This window comes from Corallococcus sp. M7 (assembly GCF_054512695.1).
The window spans coordinates 1,982,313-1,998,720 of the sequence record NZ_CM137252.1; the positions used below are offsets into that span (position 1 = coordinate 1,982,313).

General features: G+C 71.3%; 13 protein-coding genes. All 13 read left to right on the forward strand.

What is annotated here, in order from left to right; all coding sequences use genetic code 11:
* Nucleotides 1–111: 111 nt before the first annotated feature.
* On the forward strand, nucleotides 112–2,037 hold the full coding sequence (locus ACX114_RS08315; protein ID WP_459296414.1) for a LodA/GoxA family CTQ-dependent oxidase: 1,926 nt from the start codon (nucleotides 112–114) through the stop codon (nucleotides 2,035–2,037).
* Between the two features lie 3 nt (nucleotides 2,038–2,040).
* Nucleotides 2,041–3,207 (forward strand): NAD(P)/FAD-dependent oxidoreductase, encoded by a 1,167-nt coding sequence (locus ACX114_RS08320; protein ID WP_459296416.1) that lies wholly within the window; start codon nucleotides 2,041–2,043, stop codon nucleotides 3,205–3,207.
* Nucleotides 3,204–6,269: a hypothetical protein gene (locus ACX114_RS08325; RefSeq protein WP_459296418.1), complete on the forward strand. Its 3,066-nt coding sequence runs from the start codon at nucleotides 3,204–3,206 to the stop codon at nucleotides 6,267–6,269. The genes ACX114_RS08320 and ACX114_RS08325 overlap by 4 nt, the downstream gene beginning before the upstream one ends.
* Nucleotides 6,270–6,318: 49 nt before the next feature.
* Nucleotides 6,319–7,698 carry a hypothetical protein gene (locus ACX114_RS08330; RefSeq protein WP_459296420.1) on the forward strand — a complete coding sequence of 460 codons (1,380 nt, stop codon included), beginning with the start codon at nucleotides 6,319–6,321 and terminating at the stop codon, nucleotides 7,696–7,698.
* A gap of 125 nt (nucleotides 7,699–7,823) precedes the next feature.
* On the forward strand, nucleotides 7,824–8,174 hold the full coding sequence (locus tag ACX114_RS08335) for a hypothetical protein (protein ID WP_459296422.1): 351 nt from the start codon (nucleotides 7,824–7,826) through the stop codon (nucleotides 8,172–8,174).
* 52 nt (nucleotides 8,175–8,226) lie between these two features.
* Nucleotides 8,227–9,201 carry a metallophosphoesterase gene (locus tag ACX114_RS08340; RefSeq protein WP_459296424.1) on the forward strand — a complete coding sequence of 325 codons (975 nt, stop codon included), beginning with the start codon at nucleotides 8,227–8,229 and terminating at the stop codon, nucleotides 9,199–9,201.
* A 151-nt stretch (nucleotides 9,202–9,352) separates the two neighbouring features.
* On the forward strand, nucleotides 9,353–9,499 hold the full coding sequence (locus ACX114_RS08345) for a hypothetical protein (RefSeq protein ID WP_459296426.1): 147 nt from the start codon (nucleotides 9,353–9,355) through the stop codon (nucleotides 9,497–9,499).
* A 136-nt stretch (nucleotides 9,500–9,635) separates the two neighbouring features.
* Nucleotides 9,636–11,627, forward strand: a complete 1,992-nt coding sequence (locus tag ACX114_RS08350) for a TonB-dependent receptor plug domain-containing protein (protein WP_459296428.1) — start codon at nucleotides 9,636–9,638, stop codon at nucleotides 11,625–11,627.
* Between the two features lie 31 nt (nucleotides 11,628–11,658).
* On the forward strand, nucleotides 11,659–12,318 hold the full coding sequence (locus ACX114_RS08355; protein ID WP_459296430.1) for an HmuY family protein: 660 nt from the start codon (nucleotides 11,659–11,661) through the stop codon (nucleotides 12,316–12,318).
* On the forward strand, nucleotides 12,318–13,400 hold the full coding sequence (locus ACX114_RS08360) for a hemin-degrading factor (RefSeq protein WP_459300095.1): 1,083 nt from the start codon (nucleotides 12,318–12,320) through the stop codon (nucleotides 13,398–13,400). The genes ACX114_RS08355 and ACX114_RS08360 overlap by 1 nt, the downstream gene beginning before the upstream one ends.
* Entirely contained in the window at nucleotides 13,397–14,278 is an 882-nt protein-coding gene (locus ACX114_RS08365; protein ID WP_459296432.1) for a heme/hemin ABC transporter substrate-binding protein, read from the forward strand. The genes ACX114_RS08360 and ACX114_RS08365 overlap by 4 nt, the downstream gene beginning before the upstream one ends.
* The gene (locus ACX114_RS08370) at nucleotides 14,275–15,360 is read left to right on the forward strand and encodes a FecCD family ABC transporter permease (RefSeq protein ID WP_459296434.1); all 1,086 of its coding nucleotides are present in this window, start codon (nucleotides 14,275–14,277) and stop codon (nucleotides 15,358–15,360) included. Before ACX114_RS08365 ends, ACX114_RS08370 begins: the two co-directional genes overlap by 4 nt.
* Before the next feature lie 160 nt (nucleotides 15,361–15,520).
* Nucleotides 15,521–16,324 (forward strand): heme ABC transporter ATP-binding protein, encoded by an 804-nt coding sequence (locus ACX114_RS08375; RefSeq protein ID WP_459296436.1) that lies wholly within the window; start codon nucleotides 15,521–15,523, stop codon nucleotides 16,322–16,324.
* Nucleotides 16,325–16,408: the final 84 nt, after the last annotated feature.

Here is a 16,408-nt window from a genome sequence, read left to right on the forward strand (position 1 = left end):
CGCGTCCGGCGGCCAGGGCGCCCGCGACCACTCCCCGCAACCCCCAGGAATCATTTACGGCTTGTCCAGGTATTTCATGGTGTGCGGCTTGCAGTGGGGTGGGGCATGCCCATGAGCCCGACCTACCGAATCCACCCTGCCATTGGCATCGCACGCGTTGGCAACAGCGAGGACTACTACCTGGGGCCGGTGACGGCCGGAGGACTGCCGCTGGAGCAGGATGGCCAGACGGAGGTGAAGGCCTTCCGCGACGCCCAGGGCGGCATCCGCCGGCAGGCGGCGCGCTTCCAGGTGTTCGTCTATGACGACAAGAGCCCTCAGGGCCGCCCGGTGGCGCTGGGGCAGGACGTGCAGGACGTCGTGTGGACCGTGCACGTGGCCAACAAGAAGGCGGCCTGGTACGAGTTCCAGCAGCTCTCCGGCGTGGATGGCAAGCACGCGGGCCAGCCGCTGCGCAACCCCAGGGTGGCGAGAGGGTTTCGCAATGCGCTGATCATCGACCCGGGGCCGCGCACCGTGGCGGCCCGGGGCTACACGGGGCTGCCGTCCCAGTCCGCCTTCGACGCGGCGCACGCGACCCAGGGCTATCCGGTGAACTTCCCGCCCGGGGGCCTGGTGCCGGAGCAGAGCGACATCACCACGCTGGGGCAGCTCTCCGTGGATGCCCAGGGCCGCATGGACTTCCGGGGCGGCTACGGGCGCTCGGGGTGCTCCACGCGGTGGATGATCACCACGGCGCTGCTCAACACCGTCAACACCACCCACAGCGACAAGCCCGACTACCTGTCACCCGACACCGTCAGGCGGCTGCGCGAGATCGCCGACATCGGGTACCCCACGGAGGCGGCGTTCCGGGCGGGCATCATCGGCGTCCTCGGCCAGACCATCGGCACGGCCCTGGTCCCGACCGTGGAAGCGATTGCGTACGAGCAGCCGCGCATCGACAACTACGCCAACAACAACAACTGGTGGGACGACACGTCGGACGGTCCCGTCAGCGCCCGCGTCGTCCTCCCGAACGGCACGCCCGTGGAGGCCACGCCCGCATGGGTGATGGTGGCGCCGCCGGCCTACGCGCCGCAGATCCTCAACATGGTGACGCTCTACGACACCATCTACGACGCGCTCGTGCGCGCGCGGAACCTGGCGCCGGACCTCTACGGCCCCAACGGCTTCAATCCCAACTACGTGCCCAACTTCCAGGCGGAGATCCGCCCCATCCTGGCGCGGCCCTCCATCTACCAGTGGGTCGCCAACATCAACTCACAGGGCACGGCGGGACATGACGGGGTGGTGCGGCAGGACGGGTCGCCGTCCAACTTCTTCGGCTACCTGCGCCAGCCGGGCCACGAGAACGACCCGACGCCGGGCCTGATGCCCAAGCTGGCCGGGGATGATCCGCTGCAGGGCGAGGCCAACGTCATCCCCAGTCCGGAGAGCAAGTACCTCACGCTGACGCGCACGCAGTACTTCCTGCTCCAGCAGTTCAGCCAGCAGGTGTACTCCAAGGCCGCGCCGCCCGCGTCCACGCTGGGGCCCGGCGAGCAGTGGGACCGCGGGGTGCTGGAGAACTGCGTGGGCGGGCCGTTCTGCCCGGGCATCGAGATGACCTGGCTGTGCCGCGACCCGGCCATCTACGAGGAGCCCTTCCGCATCAAGCCCATGCCGTCCACCGGCAACGCGGGCCTCCAGTGGGACACCGAGCCCACCGCGGGCCACGGCCTCCAGCCTGGAGACGCCACGAAGTACATGGCGCTGCCGTGGCAGGCGGACTTCAACGAGTGCTCCAACCAGACCACGGACTACACCAACCTCTGGTGGTGGCCCGCGCAGCGCCCGTACTTCGTCTCGTACATGGAGGGCGGCCAGGTGAAGCAGGACTACTGGACGCGTCCGGCCGGCGCCAACTTCGTCTTCGACGAGACCATGGTCTTCAACTGGAAGGACCTGGGCTTCATCCTCAAGCAGTCCGGCACGGGCCCGCTGTTCCTGGAGGTCGAGCGCCGGCCGCTGGAGCACAAGGACGGGACGGCCTGAGCCGTGGGCGACCTCCGGTTTGACGTCGCCGTGCTGGGCGGCGGTCCCGCGGGCGCGGCGCTGGCGCTGGCGTTGCGCAGGCACTCGGGCCTGCGCGTCGTCCTGTTCGAGCGCTCCACCTATGCCCAGCCCCACCTGGGCGAGACGCTGCCTCCGGACAGCCGGCGCTTGCTGGCGCGGCTGGGCGTCTGGGAGGCCTTCGCGCGCCAGGGCCACCTGCGCTCCATGGGCTCGTGCTCGCGCTGGGGGGACTCCGCGCTGGGCTACAACGACCACCTGCGCTCGCCGTGGGGCACGGGCTGGCACCTGGACCGGGCCCGCTTCGACCGGATGCTCGCGGACGAGGCCTCGCGCCACGGCGTGGACGTGCGCACCGGCGCGGCGGTGACGGACTGGATGCCCCTCGCGCACGGCGGCCACCGCCTCTTTCTTCCCATCGAAGGGGATGCGCCCCGGGCCTTCGTGGACGCGCGCTTCGTGGTGGATGCCACGGGCCGCGGCGCGGTCTTCGCCACGTCGCGGGGGGCCCGGCGCCATACGGTGGACCGCACCTTCGGCCTGTGCGGCACGTTCGCGCTCCATCCCGGCCGCACCGTGGACGCGCTCACGCTGGTGGAGGCGTGCGAGGACGGCTGGTGGTACTCCGCGCGGATGCCCGGCGACCAGGTCGTCTTCGGGCTGATGGGCGACCGGGATTCGCTCCAGGGTGTGTCACCGAAGGACGCCGGGGCCTGGCGTGCGCGGATGGAGCGCGCCCCCGAGACACTCCGCCGTCTGGAGGCCTGTGACTCCACCGGCGGGCCCCTGCGCGCGGTGTCCGCGAACATCGCCTGCCTGGACCGGCTGCACGGTGAGGACTGGCTCGCGGTGGGGGACGCCGCGTGCACGTTGGATCCGCTGTCCTCGCAGGGCACGTCCCAGGCCCTGCGCTCCGCGCATCATGCCGCCGAAGCGGTGGGCCGGCATCTGCGCGGCGACGTCACCGCGCTGCGCCTCCACGAGGTGCGGACGCGGCACGAGTTCCAGGAGCACCTGCGCATCCGCGAGGGCTACTACCGCCTGGAGCGCCGCTGGCCCCAGGCGCCGTACTGGCGCAACCGCCAGCAATCCCACGCACCCCTTCCTTTCATGGCTGCCTTGAACCCCCTCTCCGTTGGGAAGAACGCATGACAACCGGACGTCTTCGACCGTCGCGTCACCTGCTCGCCGCCGCGGGAGTCCTCGCGCTGGGCGCGTGCACCTCATGGGAGCGCGCCTCCGACGTGCCTCCGACCCAGGCCGTGGCCGCGGTGGACGGCTACCTGTCGCCGCCATTCCCGGTGTTCCCGCACGGCAACACGCTCACGTCATCGCTGGCGGACAACCACCCGTCGGTGCAGCAGTTCCTGACGTACTACAGCCAGCGGGCGGGCGTGCAGCTGCCCAACCTGACGCGCGCCTCGCTGTTCGCGCTGCCCAAGCGGTCGCTGGACATCGCGCACAACGGATTGGACCTGGCGTCGGGCAACTTCAACTCGTCGCTGGTGTGCCAGTCCTGCCATGACAGCGATTGGAAGGCGTCCCGCACGGACCTGCCGCAGATGTCCTTCTGGGCGCAGCCCGGCGTGGCGCAGGTGGACCCCTCCGGCAAGATGGATCTCGCGTCCAACTGGTCCCTCTTCGGGGACTGGAGCGGCTCCATCAAGGCGCTGGCGGCGCGCGACCCCGTCTTCCTGGCGCAGGTGGAGAACACGCGCGCCCTGTCGCCGAACCAGCCGGAGCAGGTGGACAACCTCTGTCTGCGCTGCCACTCGCCGCTGGGCCAGCGGCAGGCGAACCAGCAGGGGAAGCTCTTCAGCCACTTCATGCTGTATTCGACGCCCGAGGGCTCCGGCTACACGAGCCCCGTCCACGACCCGAACGCGAGCCCCGCCAACGCCACGCTGGGCGCGCTGGGCCGCGACGGCGTGTCGTGCGCCGCGTGCCACGACGTGGCGCCCCAGCAGGGCCTGCCCTGGGACGGCAAGGACTTCACGACGTTCTACGGCAGCGAAGCGAACAGCGTGTTCGGCGGGAACCTCTCCAACCGCCTCAAGGACGCGGGGGACCCCCACCAGCCTCCGGCGTTCCCGTTCACCTCGCACATGAACACCCGGCCGGGCTCCGTGGTGGGGCCGGACACGGGGCTCAACATCGCGCCCATGGCCGCGGCGGGCCTGGGGCTGGAGACGGCCACCAACGCGGCGGGAGGCCAGCCGTACCTGCGCGACGCGACCGTATGCGGCTCCTGCCACGTCGTGGTGCTGCCCAAGGTTCCGGACCGGTACAGCAATGCGCTGACCATCCAAGAAGCGCAGTCGCGCGGCGGCTACGTGAAGCCGGCGAGCTGCCCGACGGGCCAGAAGAACTTCACCGGCGACTTCCTCACGGACCCCTGCGTGGGCCTGGCCTACGAGCAGACGACGTACTTCGAGTGGCTCAACAGCGGCTACGCCACCCAGACGGCGTCCTGCCTCACGTGCCACATGCAGTTGGCCAGCGTGTCCACCAACGACGGCTTCGAGCCGGTGGCGCAGGTGAACGCGGACCTGGCGAAGTTCTACCAGGGCAACACGGGCACGACGCCGCGCCAGTACAACCGGCACTCGCTGCTGGGCGTGAACCTCTTCGTCCACGAGATGTTCCAGCAGTTCCCGGACGTGCTGGGCATCGAGTACTACCCGTCGGAGAACTCGGTGGTGCCGCCGTTCCTCCAGTCGGCTCCCATCCGCAGGCGCACGGGCAATCTCATCCTCAACCCGGGCGCGGAGAACGGCGACACGCAGGGCTGGAAGGTGAGCGCGGGCCCCAAGATGCAGGCCGTCAAGAGCGAGGGGAACGTCAAGCCCGCGCACGGCCAGTACTTCTTCACCGTGCGCAGCGACGCCTTCGGGGATGAGGGGGCGACGCTGACGCTCGACGTGTCGCAGTACGCCCAGTACATCGACCGGAACGGCGGCGAGGTGGAGCTGAACTGGGGCGCGAGCGTGTTCTACCGGAACGCCTTCGAGGCCCATGGTCCCATCCAGCTCACGTTCGGGGGCTCGAGCCACATCCCGGACATGCCCGAGTTCAGGAACCCGGCCTACAGCACGTGGCTCCCCTTCAACCGGAACGTCCATCTGAGCCCGGGGACCCGCTCCATCACCGTGGTGCTGCCGGCCAACATCGGGGTGGATGACCTGTTCCTCTCCCTGACGCTGCCGGAGTCCGCCGCGCCCCTGCTGACGGACGCGAGCCGGAATTACGCGGTGGCGAAGAACCTGCTCAACGCGGAGCAGTCCATCCTGGACCTGGCGGTGAACACGTCGCAGGGCGTCTTCAACCCGCTGAAGCCCGCGGTGCAGGTGTCCGTCGCGCCGCCCACCAACGCAGGCGCCACGCAGGACTTCGCCGTCACCGTCACCAACAACGTGGGGCACAAGTTCCCCAGCGGCGCGGGCTTCCGCAGGGCCTTCGTGCAGTTCGAACTGCTGGGTGACGGAGGCCGGGTCCTCTGGGCCTCCGGTCAGCCGAACGCCTGGGGCGCCATCTGCCAGGGCGCGTGCAACATCGCGGGGAGCAACACGCTGCCCTCCGAGTTCGCCAGCACCGCCGGCCAGCTCCAGCCCCACCGCCAGGCCATCACCGACGAATCGCAGGCGCAGATCTACGAGCTGCGCGTGGTGGACGACTACAACCAGCTCACCTCCACGGAGCTCCAGCAGTTCCAGGCGGTGAAGGACAACCGCATCCTGCCGCTGGGCTGGGTGCCGCCTTCGGCGCGCAATCCCTCGGAGGCGTTGCTGGGGCTCAAGCTCCAGGAGCTCGCCACGCTGACGGAGCCGCTGAGCACGGTGCTGGGGACTGGCGACACGAGCGTCACCAGCGATCCGGACTACAGCGCGAAGTCCGCGCCGGGCGTGGACCACATCACGTACCGCATCCCCACGAACCGGACGGCGGGCTGGAAGTCCGCGCGGGTGCGGGTGAACTACCAGACCATCCCGCCCTTCTACCTGGCGGCGCGGTTCAAGGAGGGGCTGACGAACGTGCAGGGCCAGCCGAAGACGCCGGGCCCCGCCATGTCGCGGCTCATCTACATGACCAGCCGGCTCAACAACCAGTCCGGCCTGTCGTACGCGCCGGACCCCAGCAAGCCGTCCCAGAAGGTCGACTTCCTCAGCAACTGGACGATGGTCATGGGTGAGTGGACGCAGGTGTCCACGCCGTAGGTGACATCAGGGCGCGCAGGGTGGACGGGGATTCGCTAGAAGCGGCGTCATGCTTCCGGCGTCCTCCCCGTCCCCTCGCGGCTTCGCGGCCTCGGCCCTCGCGGCCTGGCTGCTGTGTCTGGGCTTGTTCGCGGTCTACACCACGAGCCAGGTGCAGATGCAGACGGACTCGCTGTGGTCCATCCCCTCGGCGGCCAGCATCCTCCACGAGGGCAACGCCGACCTGGATGAGTACGCGCCGTCGTTCACCCCGGCGACCGCGTACGCCCGAGGCGTCTACGGCGGCCACACCTATTACGAGTACCCGCCCGGGGTGATGGTCTCCGCGCTGCCGTTCCTCGCGGCCGCGGAGGGGCTGTTCTCGCTGGGCCGGCCGCTGCTTGGGCACCTGGGGGCTCCCGGCGCGGATGCGCTGGCGTGGCTGGAGTTGTTCCGGAGCACCGGCAAGGTGGACCTGGGCTCCTTCCACCGCACCGAGAACCTCATCGCGTCGTTCTACGTGTGCGCCGCCGCGGGCGTGCTGCTCGTCGCGCTGCGAAGGCGCGTGTCCGCCCGCGCCGCGCTCGTCACCGTCCTGCTCTTCGGGCTGGGGACGACGGCGTACTCCACCGCCAGCCGCGTCCTCTGGCAGCACGGCCCCGGGCTGCTCGCCATCGCCTGTGTCGTGCTGCTGCTGTCGAGGCCCGCGCAGACACAGCGCACCGCGTTCCTCGCCGGGCTCGCGGTGGCGCTCGCGTATGTGTGCCGGCCCACGCACTCCCTCACCGTGGTCGTCGTCACGGCGTACTTCGTCCTGCGCTTCCACCGGCTGCTGCCCGCGTACTTCGCGGGCGCGGCGCTCGTGGCGCTGCCGTTCTGCGGGTACAACCTCCGCCTCTACGGATCGATTCTGTCGCCGTATTACACGCACCCGCTGGATGTCATGGGCTCGCGCTTCTTCATGGCGCTGGCCACGAACCTGGTGAGCCCGTCGCGCGGGCTGTTGCTGTATTCGCCGTTCCTGGTGCTCGCCGGGGTGGGGTTCGTCCAGCGCTGGAGGAGCCGGGAGCTGGAAGCCTCCGAGAAGGCCTTCGCCGTCATCGTGCTCCTGCATTGGGTGGCCATCTCCGCGTTCCCCGTCTGGTGGGCGGGGCACTCCGTGGGGCCGCGCTTCTTCACGGACGTGCTGCCCTATCTCATCGTCTTTCTCGCGTACCCCGTGCAGCTCGCGGTGGATGCGCCCCGGCGGCATCGCGCCCTGGTGGGCGTGCTCGCCGCGACGGCCGCGTTCAGCTTCGTCTTCCACTGGCGCGCTTCCACCTCCTACGACGTGCACGCGTGGAACTCCGTGCCGGTGGACGTGGACAGCGCGCCGGAGCGCGTCTGGGACTGGAAGGATCCGCAGCTCCTGCGCGCCATTCCGGCCCGCTTCCGCGGCAACGCCCCGTAGGGCAGGGGCTCCGTCGCCTGCCTGCCTTCCTGCATGCATCCGCGCCTGGGCGGCCAGGGGTCTTGGCGTGCGCCGGGGACGCCTCCAGCTTTCCACCGGACCTTTCTGTTCGAGGAGGCGGTGTCATGGCGAAGGCGATGAGCAAGCTGCCGCGCGCGCTGGGCTGGTTCAGCGTGGGCCTGGGCGTCACGGAGCTGTTGGGTGCGTGGAACCTGCTCCGATTCTTCGGCATCTCGCGCGGGGACAAGTGGGTGCGGGCCTACGGCGCCCGGGAGCTCGCGGCCGGTGTGGCCCTGCTGAGCCCCGCGAAGAAGCGCCCGTGGCTGTGGGCTCGAGTGGCCGGTGACGCGCTCGACCTGGCCACCATGGGCAAGGGCCTGCGTGAGCCGGGCGTGCGCAAGGGCCGCCTGCTCGCCGCCACCGGCGCTGTCGCGGGCATCACGCTGCTGGACATCTACGCCGCCGCGAACGCGTAGGCCCACGCGGGACGTGCGCTAGGCTTCCTCCTTCTTCGAAGGAAGGAAGCCCGTGCGTCCCGTTCTCCTGTCCCTGCTGCTCCTGCCCGCGCTCGCGGGTGCCGCCGCCCCGAAGCCCCAGGACCCGTTCGTCTTCACGGGCGTCGAGCGCATCGTCGCCGTGGCGGACGTGCATGGCGACGTGGAAGCGCTGAAGGAAGTGCTTCGGCTCGCGGGCCTCATCGACGCGAAGGACCGCTGGATTGGCGGCAAGGCGCACCTGGTGCAGACCGGGGACATCCCAGACCGCGGCGACCACACCCGCGACGCCTTGGAGTTGCTCATGCGCCTGGAGACCGAGGCGCGCAAGGCCGGCGGCCGCGTGCACCCGTTGCTGGGCAACCACGAGCTGATGAACATGCGCGGCGACCTGCGCTACGTCACGCCCGGCGAGTTCGCCTCCTTCGCGGATCAGTCCTCTGTCGCTGACGGCCCGGGCGAGCCCAAGGGACTCCACGGCCACGCCGCCGCCTACGCCGCGGACGGACGCTACGGGAAGTGGCTGCGCTCGCACCCCGCGGTCATCCGCATCAACGACACGCTCTTCCTCCACGGCGGCCTGGCGCCCACCGTCCCCGGCACCACGTTGGAGGAGGTGAACCGTTGGGTTTGGCAGGACCTGACGCCAGGACAGGCGCCGGGTGGCGGCGTGGATCCGCAGGGCCCGGTGTGGTTCCGCGGCTACGCCATCGATGATGAAGCGAAGTGGGACGCGGGCCTCACCCAGGTGCTGGAGCGCTTCGGCGCCCGCCGCATGGTGATGGGCCACACGCCGTCCAAGGATGGCCGGCTCTCCATCCGCTTCGCTGGCCGCGTCATCGTCATCGACACGGGCCTCAGCACCCACTACGGCCGCCACCTGGCCGCGCTGGAGCTTCGCGGCGACCGCCTCACCGCGCTCTACCCGGATGGCCGGGTGCCCCTGCTCACCGCCCCCAAGGCCGCCACGCCCGCCCCGCGCCCCGAGGCGAAGACGGGCACGAAGTAGCCGGTCCTCCTCCGGACGCCCACTTGGAGGGTTCACTGGAAGTCTTTTGACTTTGATAGTCAGTATCAATATCGTCCGGCCCCATCGAACGCAGGGAGCCGCGATGCACGAGGGATGCGGGCCACAGGGAAGTGCCGGAGAGCTGCGCTGCATGTGCGGCAGCCTGCTGGCGCGACTGGTGCCGGGCGGCGTGGAGCTGAAGTGCCGCCGGTGCCACCGGACGCAGGTGGTGCCCCTGGAGGCCGGGCCTTCGGCGGAGCCACGGGGTGGCGGTGCTTCCCGGGGTGAACGCGGCTGAGACGCTTCGCGGGAACGGGCCTTCGGTAAGGGGCTCGCGGCAGTGTGTTTCCTGAGGCCCGAGGCCCCTGAGCCCAGCGCCCGACAGGCTTCCGGTGAGCGGAGGCCGCCCGGCTTTCGTGCCGGGAGGACGCGGGATGTCCGGGCGTTGGTGGCTGTGCGCGCTGCTGTGGAGTGCCCTGTCCGGCCTGGCCCGGGCGGAGGATGTGCCGTCCGCGGATGGAGGCGTGGCGCAGGCCGCGTCGCCGTCTGACGCGGAGGCCGTGCCCGCGAAGCCCGCGCCTCCGGTGGAGGAGCCTCCCGCGCTCCAGACGGTGGTGACGGGGTCCCGCACGCAGGAGCGCCTGCGCGAGACGCCGGTGGCCACCGAGGTCATCACCCGTTCGGAGATTGTCGCCAGCGGCGCGCGAGACGCGTCGGAGCTGTTGAACGCGCGCCCGGGCTTCGTGGTGCAGCAGGGCTTCTCCGGCTCCGGGCTGTCCATGCAGGGCCTGGCACCGGAGTACGTGCTGGTGCTGGTGGACGGCGAGCGCGTCACCGGCAAGGTGGACGGCGACGTCGACCTGTCGCGCCTGTCACTGGAAGACATCGAGCAGGTCGAGATCGTGAAGGGCCCCGGCTCCGTGCTCTACGGCAGCGACGCGGTGGCGGGCGTGGTGAACTTCATCACGCGCCGCGCGCAGCGCACCCTGGGCGCGAACCTGCGCGCCGCGTACGGCACGCTGGGCCGGCTGGACCTGGACGCCACCGGTGAGACGCGCGGCGACGCGTGGGGCCTGCGCATGAGCGCCGGGCTCCAGCGGCGCGACGCCTACGACCTGGACACCTCGGACATCGGCACCACGGGCAGCACGCTGAGCGGCTACGACCTGTCCGCGCGCGGTGACTGGCGTGGCTCGGAGACGATGACGCTGGAGGGCACCGCGTCCTACTCACACCGCATCCAGCGCGGCGTGGATTTGGGCGCCGCGGGCGCGGTGTTCGACCGGGCCACCCGCGACAACACCTTCACCTCGCGCCTGTCACCGACCTGGCGGCTGGGAGAGAAGGTGTCGCTGCGCACGGACGTGTCCTACGGGCACTACGAGCGGCGCTATCTGCGCGACCAGCGCAACGCCTCCGCGCTGGACAGCGTGGAGGACACGCGCGACCAGCAGGCCCGCGTGGGCGCGCAGATGGACGCGCGTCCTGGCGGCGGCCACGCGCTGGTGGTGGGCACCGAGTACCTGGGCGAATGGCTCCAGTCGGACCGGCTGGACGGCGGACGCGGGCGGCGCGGGCGCGGCTCCCTGTACGCGCAGGACAGCTGGACGCTGTGGGAGCGCCTGGGGCTGGTGGCGGTGCGCGGCGGACGCGTGGACGTGGATTCGCAGTTCGGGCTCGCGCTCACGCCCCGCTTCGCGCTGAAGGTGGACCCGCTGTCGTGGCTCACCGTGCGCGGCAGCTACGGCTGGGGCTACCGCGCGCCCAGCTTCCAGGACCTGCTCATCGACTTCGAGAACCCGTCCGTGGGCTACACCGTGCGCGGCAACCCGGACCTGAAGCCGGAGCGCTCGCGCAGCTTCAGCTTCAACGTGGAGACGCGCCCCACGCGTGACTCCGTGGTGTGGGTGGGCGTGTTCCAGCACTCGCTGCGCGACATGATCACCGCGTCGCTCCAGTCCGAGGGCGACTTCCTGCGCTACTCGTACATCAACATCGCCCGGGCCCGCGTACGCGGCGGCGAGCTGGGTTTGCGACAGACGCTGCCCGGCCGCATCCAGGTGGAGCTGGGCTACACGCTCACCGACGGCACCGACCAGGAACTGGACCGCGCGCTGGAGGGTCAGGCGCGGCACCGGCTCACCGCGCAGGCCACGTGGCGCCACCGCCAGTGGGGCCTGGAGGCCAACGTGCGCGGCGCGCTCACCGGCGAGCGCCCCTTTTATCCCGATACCAACGGAGACGGTGTGGCGGATTCCTACCGTGCCAGCCCCACCGTCTCCCTGGATGCCCGAGTCGCCTGGCTCATGCCAGCGGGCGGGCTCCAGCTTTTCGTAGTGGGCAGCAACCTCACCGGTGCGGGCAATCCGACGGACCTGCCCATCCCGCCCCGCACCCTCCAGGCCGGTGTCTCCACCCGGTTCTGATTCTTCACCCCAGCACACTGAAGGAGTCCGCATGTTCCCCATTCCCTTCCGTCCCGGCTTCCTGGGCCGCGCCTGCACGGCGCTGCTCATCGCGGGCCTGGGCACCGCGTGTGGTGACGACCTCCAGCCCACGCCAGGGCCCGAGGAGGACGAGGACCCCGTCGTCACGCCGCAGGACGGCGCGAACCTGAAGCACCACGACAACGGCGATGGCTCGTTCACCTCCGTCGTCGACGCGACCGACGGGGCGGTGTGGATTGGCCTGGACCTGGACACGGGCAAGCAGGTGAGCGCGACGGAGGACGCGGTCTGGGACCTGGCCTTCCAGCGCTACACGGTGAAGGCGCGCGGCGGTGTCAGCGGCACGGGCAATGTGCAGGTGGCCATCGTGCCGGGCACGACGTTCGCGGCGCTCACCCAGGCGCCCGCTTCCGGCTACCTGACGGACGCGGCGGACGGTCCGGACACCGGTGACAGTCCGGACACCGTCTTCAACCTGGGGGACGGCTGGTACGTCTACGACCTGCCGACCCACACGCTCACGCCGCGCGACCAGCTCTACGTCGTGCGCTCGGACTCCGGCGCGTACTTCAAGGTGCAGGTGCAGGCCTATTACGACGCCGCCGGCACGCCCGCGATGATGAAGCTGCTCTGGGCGCCGGTGGCCGCGCCGGCCGGGGGGCAGCCGTGATGGGCCGCACGGAGGAGGTGGCAAGCCCGCTCGCCGCGCTGCGGGAGCGCTGGCAGGCCCTGCGTGAAGCCGAGCCGCGCCTGCGCATCCGCGACGCGGCGGACAAGCTGGGCGTGAGCGAGGCGGAGTTGCTCGCCACCGGCCTGAGCGGTGAGCTGGTGCGGCTGGAGCCGCGCCTGGACGTGCTGCTGCCCCGGCTGGAGTCGCTGGGCCGGGTGATGGCGCTCACGCGCAACGCGTCCGCGGTGCATGAGAAGAAGGGCATCTACCGCAAGGTGGAGCTGCACGGCGCCCGGGCGCTGGTGCTGGACGAGGACATCGACCTGCGGCTGTTCCTGTCGCGCTGGTGCTTCGTCTTCGCGCTGCGCGAGGACCTCTCCGGCCAGGTGCGCCGCAGCTTCCAGGTGTTCGACGCCGCCGGCACGGCGGTGCACAAGATATACCTCCAGGACGACGCGAACGTCGCCGCCTTCGAGGGGCTGGTGCGCGAGCTCCAGCACGAGGACCAGGGCCACGTGCTGGACGTGATACCGGCGTCTCCTCCCGCCGAGCCCCGGCCGGACTCGGAGATCGACACGCCGGGCCTCAAGGCCGGTTGGCGCGCGCTCCAGGACACGCACGAGTTCTTCGCGCTGCTCGGTAGGTTCAAGGTGGCGCGCACGCAGGCGCTGCGGCTGGCGGGGACGGAGTTCGCGAAGCCGGTGGCGCCGGACTCGCTGGGCTGGACGCTGGAGCGCGCCGCGGCGAGCGAGCTGCCCATCATGGTGTTCGTGGGCAACCCGGGCGCCATTCAAATCCACACCGGCCCGGTGCGCACGGTGCGCCCCATGGGCCCGTGGATGAACGTGATGGATCCGGGCTTCAACCTGCACGTGCGCGCGGACCACGTCCACACCGCCTGGGTGGTGCGCAAGCCCACGCGCGATGGCGACGTCACCTCGCTGGAGCTGTTCGACAAGGCGGGAGAGAACATCGCGCTGCTGTTCGGCAAGCGGAAGCCGGGCGAGCTGGAGTCCCCTGCGTGGCGGACGCTGATGGAGGAGTTGGTCCGGACGCTGCCCGCGGTGGAGGTGGCGTCATGAGGCGGACGGCCTCGAAGTGGGGGCTCGTCACGGCCCTGTTCGCGCTGGCGGCGCACGCGGCGCCTCCGGTGGCGAAGCCCGCGCCGAAGCTCATCACCATTGGACCGGCTGTCACCCAGACGGTGTTCGCGCTGGGCGCGGGCGACCGGGTGGTGGGCGTGGACGACTCCAGCGCGGCGTTGCCGGAGGCGTCGAAGGTGCGCACGGTGGGCTACCAGCGCGCGCTGTCCGCGGAAGGAGTGCTGTCGCTGGGCGCGGGCCTGCTCCTGGGCTCCGCGGAGGCCGGACCTCCGCCGGTGCTGGAGCAGCTCAAGCAGGCGGGCATGGCGGTGGAGACGTTCGCCAACGAGCCCACGGTGGAGGGGGCGCGCGCTCGCATCCAGGGCATCGCGGAGCGGCTGGGCACGCCGGAGCAGGGCAAGGCGCTGGTGGCGAAGCTGGACGCGGACCTGAAGAAGGCGGCGGACCGCGCGGCGCGGGTGAAGGGCGTAAAGCCGCCGCGCATCCTCGCCATCTACGCGCGCGGCGCGGGGACGATGATGGTGGCGGGCTCGGGCACCGTGGCGGACACGCTCATCCGTCTGACGGGCGCGGTGAACGCGGCGGACTCGCTGCCGGGCTACAAGCCGCTGGGCGCGGAGGCCGTGGTGGCGGCGGCGCCGGAGTTCGTGCTGTTGCCCGCGAGCTCGGTGTCGGCGGTGGGCGGCGCGGAGGGGTTGGCGAAGCTGCCCGGGCTGTCGCAGGTGAAGGGCTGGAAGCTCGTCACCGTGGAGGACGTGGACTTCATGGGGCTGGGGCCCAACCTGGGCCAGGCGGTGGCCCGCGTGCAGGACGCGGTGGCCCCGGTTCCGGCTTCGGCGAAGGGCGGCGCCAAATGAGCGCGTCGGAGGCCATGCCCGTGCCCGCGTCGCGTCCGGTGCCTTCCCGGGTGCCGGGCGTGGGGCCCTGGGTGACGCTGGGACTGCTGCTGGCGTTGATGGTCCTGGCGTCGCTGGCGGTGGGCTCCATGACGGTGCCGCCGTCCGCCATCCTCGGAAGTCTCTGGGAGGCGCTGGGCCTGGGCGAGGCCTCCCACCAGATGGACGCCAGGCAGCGCGCGGTGCTGTTCACCTTGCGCCTGCCGCGCGTGCTGATGGCCGTGATGGTGGGCGGGGTGCTGGCGACGACGGGCGCCGCGCTCCAGGCCCTCTTCCGCAATCCGTTGGTGGAGCCCGGCCTGCTGGGCACGTCCAGTGGGGCGGCGTTGGGCGCGGTGCTGGCCATCGTGCTGGACGTGACGCTGGCCGCGCACGTGGGGCCCCTCCGGATGCTGGTGGTGCCGGGGGCGGCCTTCCTGGGCGCGTTGGCGGCGACGGTGCTCGCGCTGCGGCTGGGCACGGGAGGAGGGCGCACGGACACGCCGCGCGTGCTGCTGGCGGGCGTGGCGGTGAGCGCGGGCGCGTTCGCGGGCATGGGCCTGCTCACGCACAGCGCGTCGGACGCGCAGTTGCGCACCATCACCTTCTGGAGCCTGGGCAGCCTGGGAGGCGCGTCCTGGGAGACCGTGGGCGCCGCGGCGCTCCCGCTGGCCGTGACGCTGGGGGTGCTCCTGAGCGAGGCGCGCGCGCTCAACCTGATGCTCCTGGGCGAGCGTGAGGCGTGGCACCTGGGCGTGGACGTGGAGCGGCTCAAGCGCAAGCTCATCCTCGCCGCCGCGCTGGGCGTGGGAGCCGCGGTGTCGTTCTGCGGAATGATTGGCTTCGTGGGCCTGCTGGTCCCGGCGCTGCTGCGCATCGCGCTTGGCCCGGACCACCGCAGGTTGCTGGCCGCGTCCGCGCTGTCGGGAGCGTCGCTGCTGCTCGCGTCGGACCTGCTCGCGCGCACGCTGGCGTCTCCTTCCGAGCTGCCGGTGGGCGCGCTCACGTCCGTGCTGGGCGTGCCCGCCTTCATCGCGCTGCTCGCGCGCAAGGGGGCGGCATGAGCCGCGAGGCACATGAAGCGGGGCGCTCCGCGCCGGGTGATGGCGCCGTCGTGTGGCCTGCTCGCGCGCAAGGGGGCGGCATGAGCCGCGAGGCACATGAAGCGGGGCGCGCCGCGCCGGGTGATGGCGCCATCGTGTGGCCTGCTCGCGAGGAGGCGGCATGAGCCTGGAGGCGCGCGGCATCGAGGTGTGGCGCGGGCGGGGCAGGGTGGCCGGTCCGCTGTCGCTGGAGGTCCAGCCCGGAGAGGTGCTCGCCGTGGTGGGGCCCAACGGCGCGGGCAAGTCGTCCCTCATCGCGGCGCTGTCGGGCGAGCTGCGCTGCAAGACGGGCGACGTGTACCTGGAGGGCCGCGCGCTGCACCAGTGGCCCTACGTGGAACGCGCGCAGCGGCTGGGCGTGCTGCCTCAGGAGTCCTCGCTGGGCTTCGGCTTCACCGCGCTGGAAGTGGCGGTCCTGGGCCGCAGCCCGCATGTCCGCCGGGGCGGTGACGCGTCCGACCTGGACATCGCCCGCGCGGCGCTGGATGCCACCGACACGCAGCACCTGGCCTCGCGCGCGTACACCACGCTCTCCGGTGGCGAGCGGCAACGCGTACAACTGGCCCGCGTGCTGGCCCAGTTGTGGACGCCGCCCGTGCATGGCCACCGCTACCTGCTTCTGGACGAGCCGACGGCGAGCCTGGACCTGTCCCATCAGCACCTGGTGCTGGAGCGTGCACGCGCCTTCGCGCAGGAGGGCGGCGCGGTGCTCGCGGTGCTGCATGACCTGAACCTGGCCGCGCGGTACGCGGACCGCATCGCGGTGTTGGACCAGGGCCGGTGCGTGGAGACGGGCACGCCTTCGGGCGTGCTGACGCCCGGCCTCATCGCGGGCACCTTCGGGTTGCAGGTGGAGGTGGTGTCGCGGCCGGACCTGCCCGGGCCGCTGGTAATTCCCCTGGGCCGCGCACCCGCGCCGTCCTGACGCACCGCTTTCCTCCCGCGAGGAGGGTGTCCACGCGCGCGAATGCCCCTCCAAGGCCACGCGTCGGACCCTCCTCGCGGAAGG

Bases quoted from the DNA above. Each gene is read 5' to 3' on its own strand.
- ACX114_RS08375 (WP_459296436.1), top strand. From the start codon at position 15,521: ATGAGCCTGGAGGCGCGCGGCATCGAGGTGTGGCGCGGGCGGGGCAGG.
- ACX114_RS08355 (WP_459296430.1), top strand. From the start codon at position 11,659: ATGTTCCCCATTCCCTTCCGTCCCGGCTTCCTGGGCCGCGCCTGCACG.
- ACX114_RS08335 (WP_459296422.1), top strand. From the start codon at position 7,824: ATGGCGAAGGCGATGAGCAAGCTGCCGCGCGCGCTGGGCTGGTTCAGC.
- ACX114_RS08360 (WP_459300095.1), top strand. From the start codon at position 12,318: ATGGGCCGCACGGAGGAGGTGGCAAGCCCGCTCGCCGCGCTGCGGGAG.
- ACX114_RS08365 (WP_459296432.1), top strand. From the start codon at position 13,397: ATGAGGCGGACGGCCTCGAAGTGGGGGCTCGTCACGGCCCTGTTCGCG.
- ACX114_RS08370 (WP_459296434.1), top strand. From the start codon at position 14,275: ATGAGCGCGTCGGAGGCCATGCCCGTGCCCGCGTCGCGTCCGGTGCCT.
- ACX114_RS08330 (WP_459296420.1), top strand. From the start codon at position 6,319: ATGCTTCCGGCGTCCTCCCCGTCCCCTCGCGGCTTCGCGGCCTCGGCC.
- ACX114_RS08315 (WP_459296414.1), top strand. From the start codon at position 112: ATGAGCCCGACCTACCGAATCCACCCTGCCATTGGCATCGCACGCGTT.
- ACX114_RS08345 (WP_459296426.1), top strand. From the start codon at position 9,353: ATGTGCGGCAGCCTGCTGGCGCGACTGGTGCCGGGCGGCGTGGAGCTG.
- ACX114_RS08350 (WP_459296428.1), top strand. From the start codon at position 9,636: ATGTCCGGGCGTTGGTGGCTGTGCGCGCTGCTGTGGAGTGCCCTGTCC.
- ACX114_RS08325 (WP_459296418.1), top strand. From the start codon at position 3,204: ATGACAACCGGACGTCTTCGACCGTCGCGTCACCTGCTCGCCGCCGCG.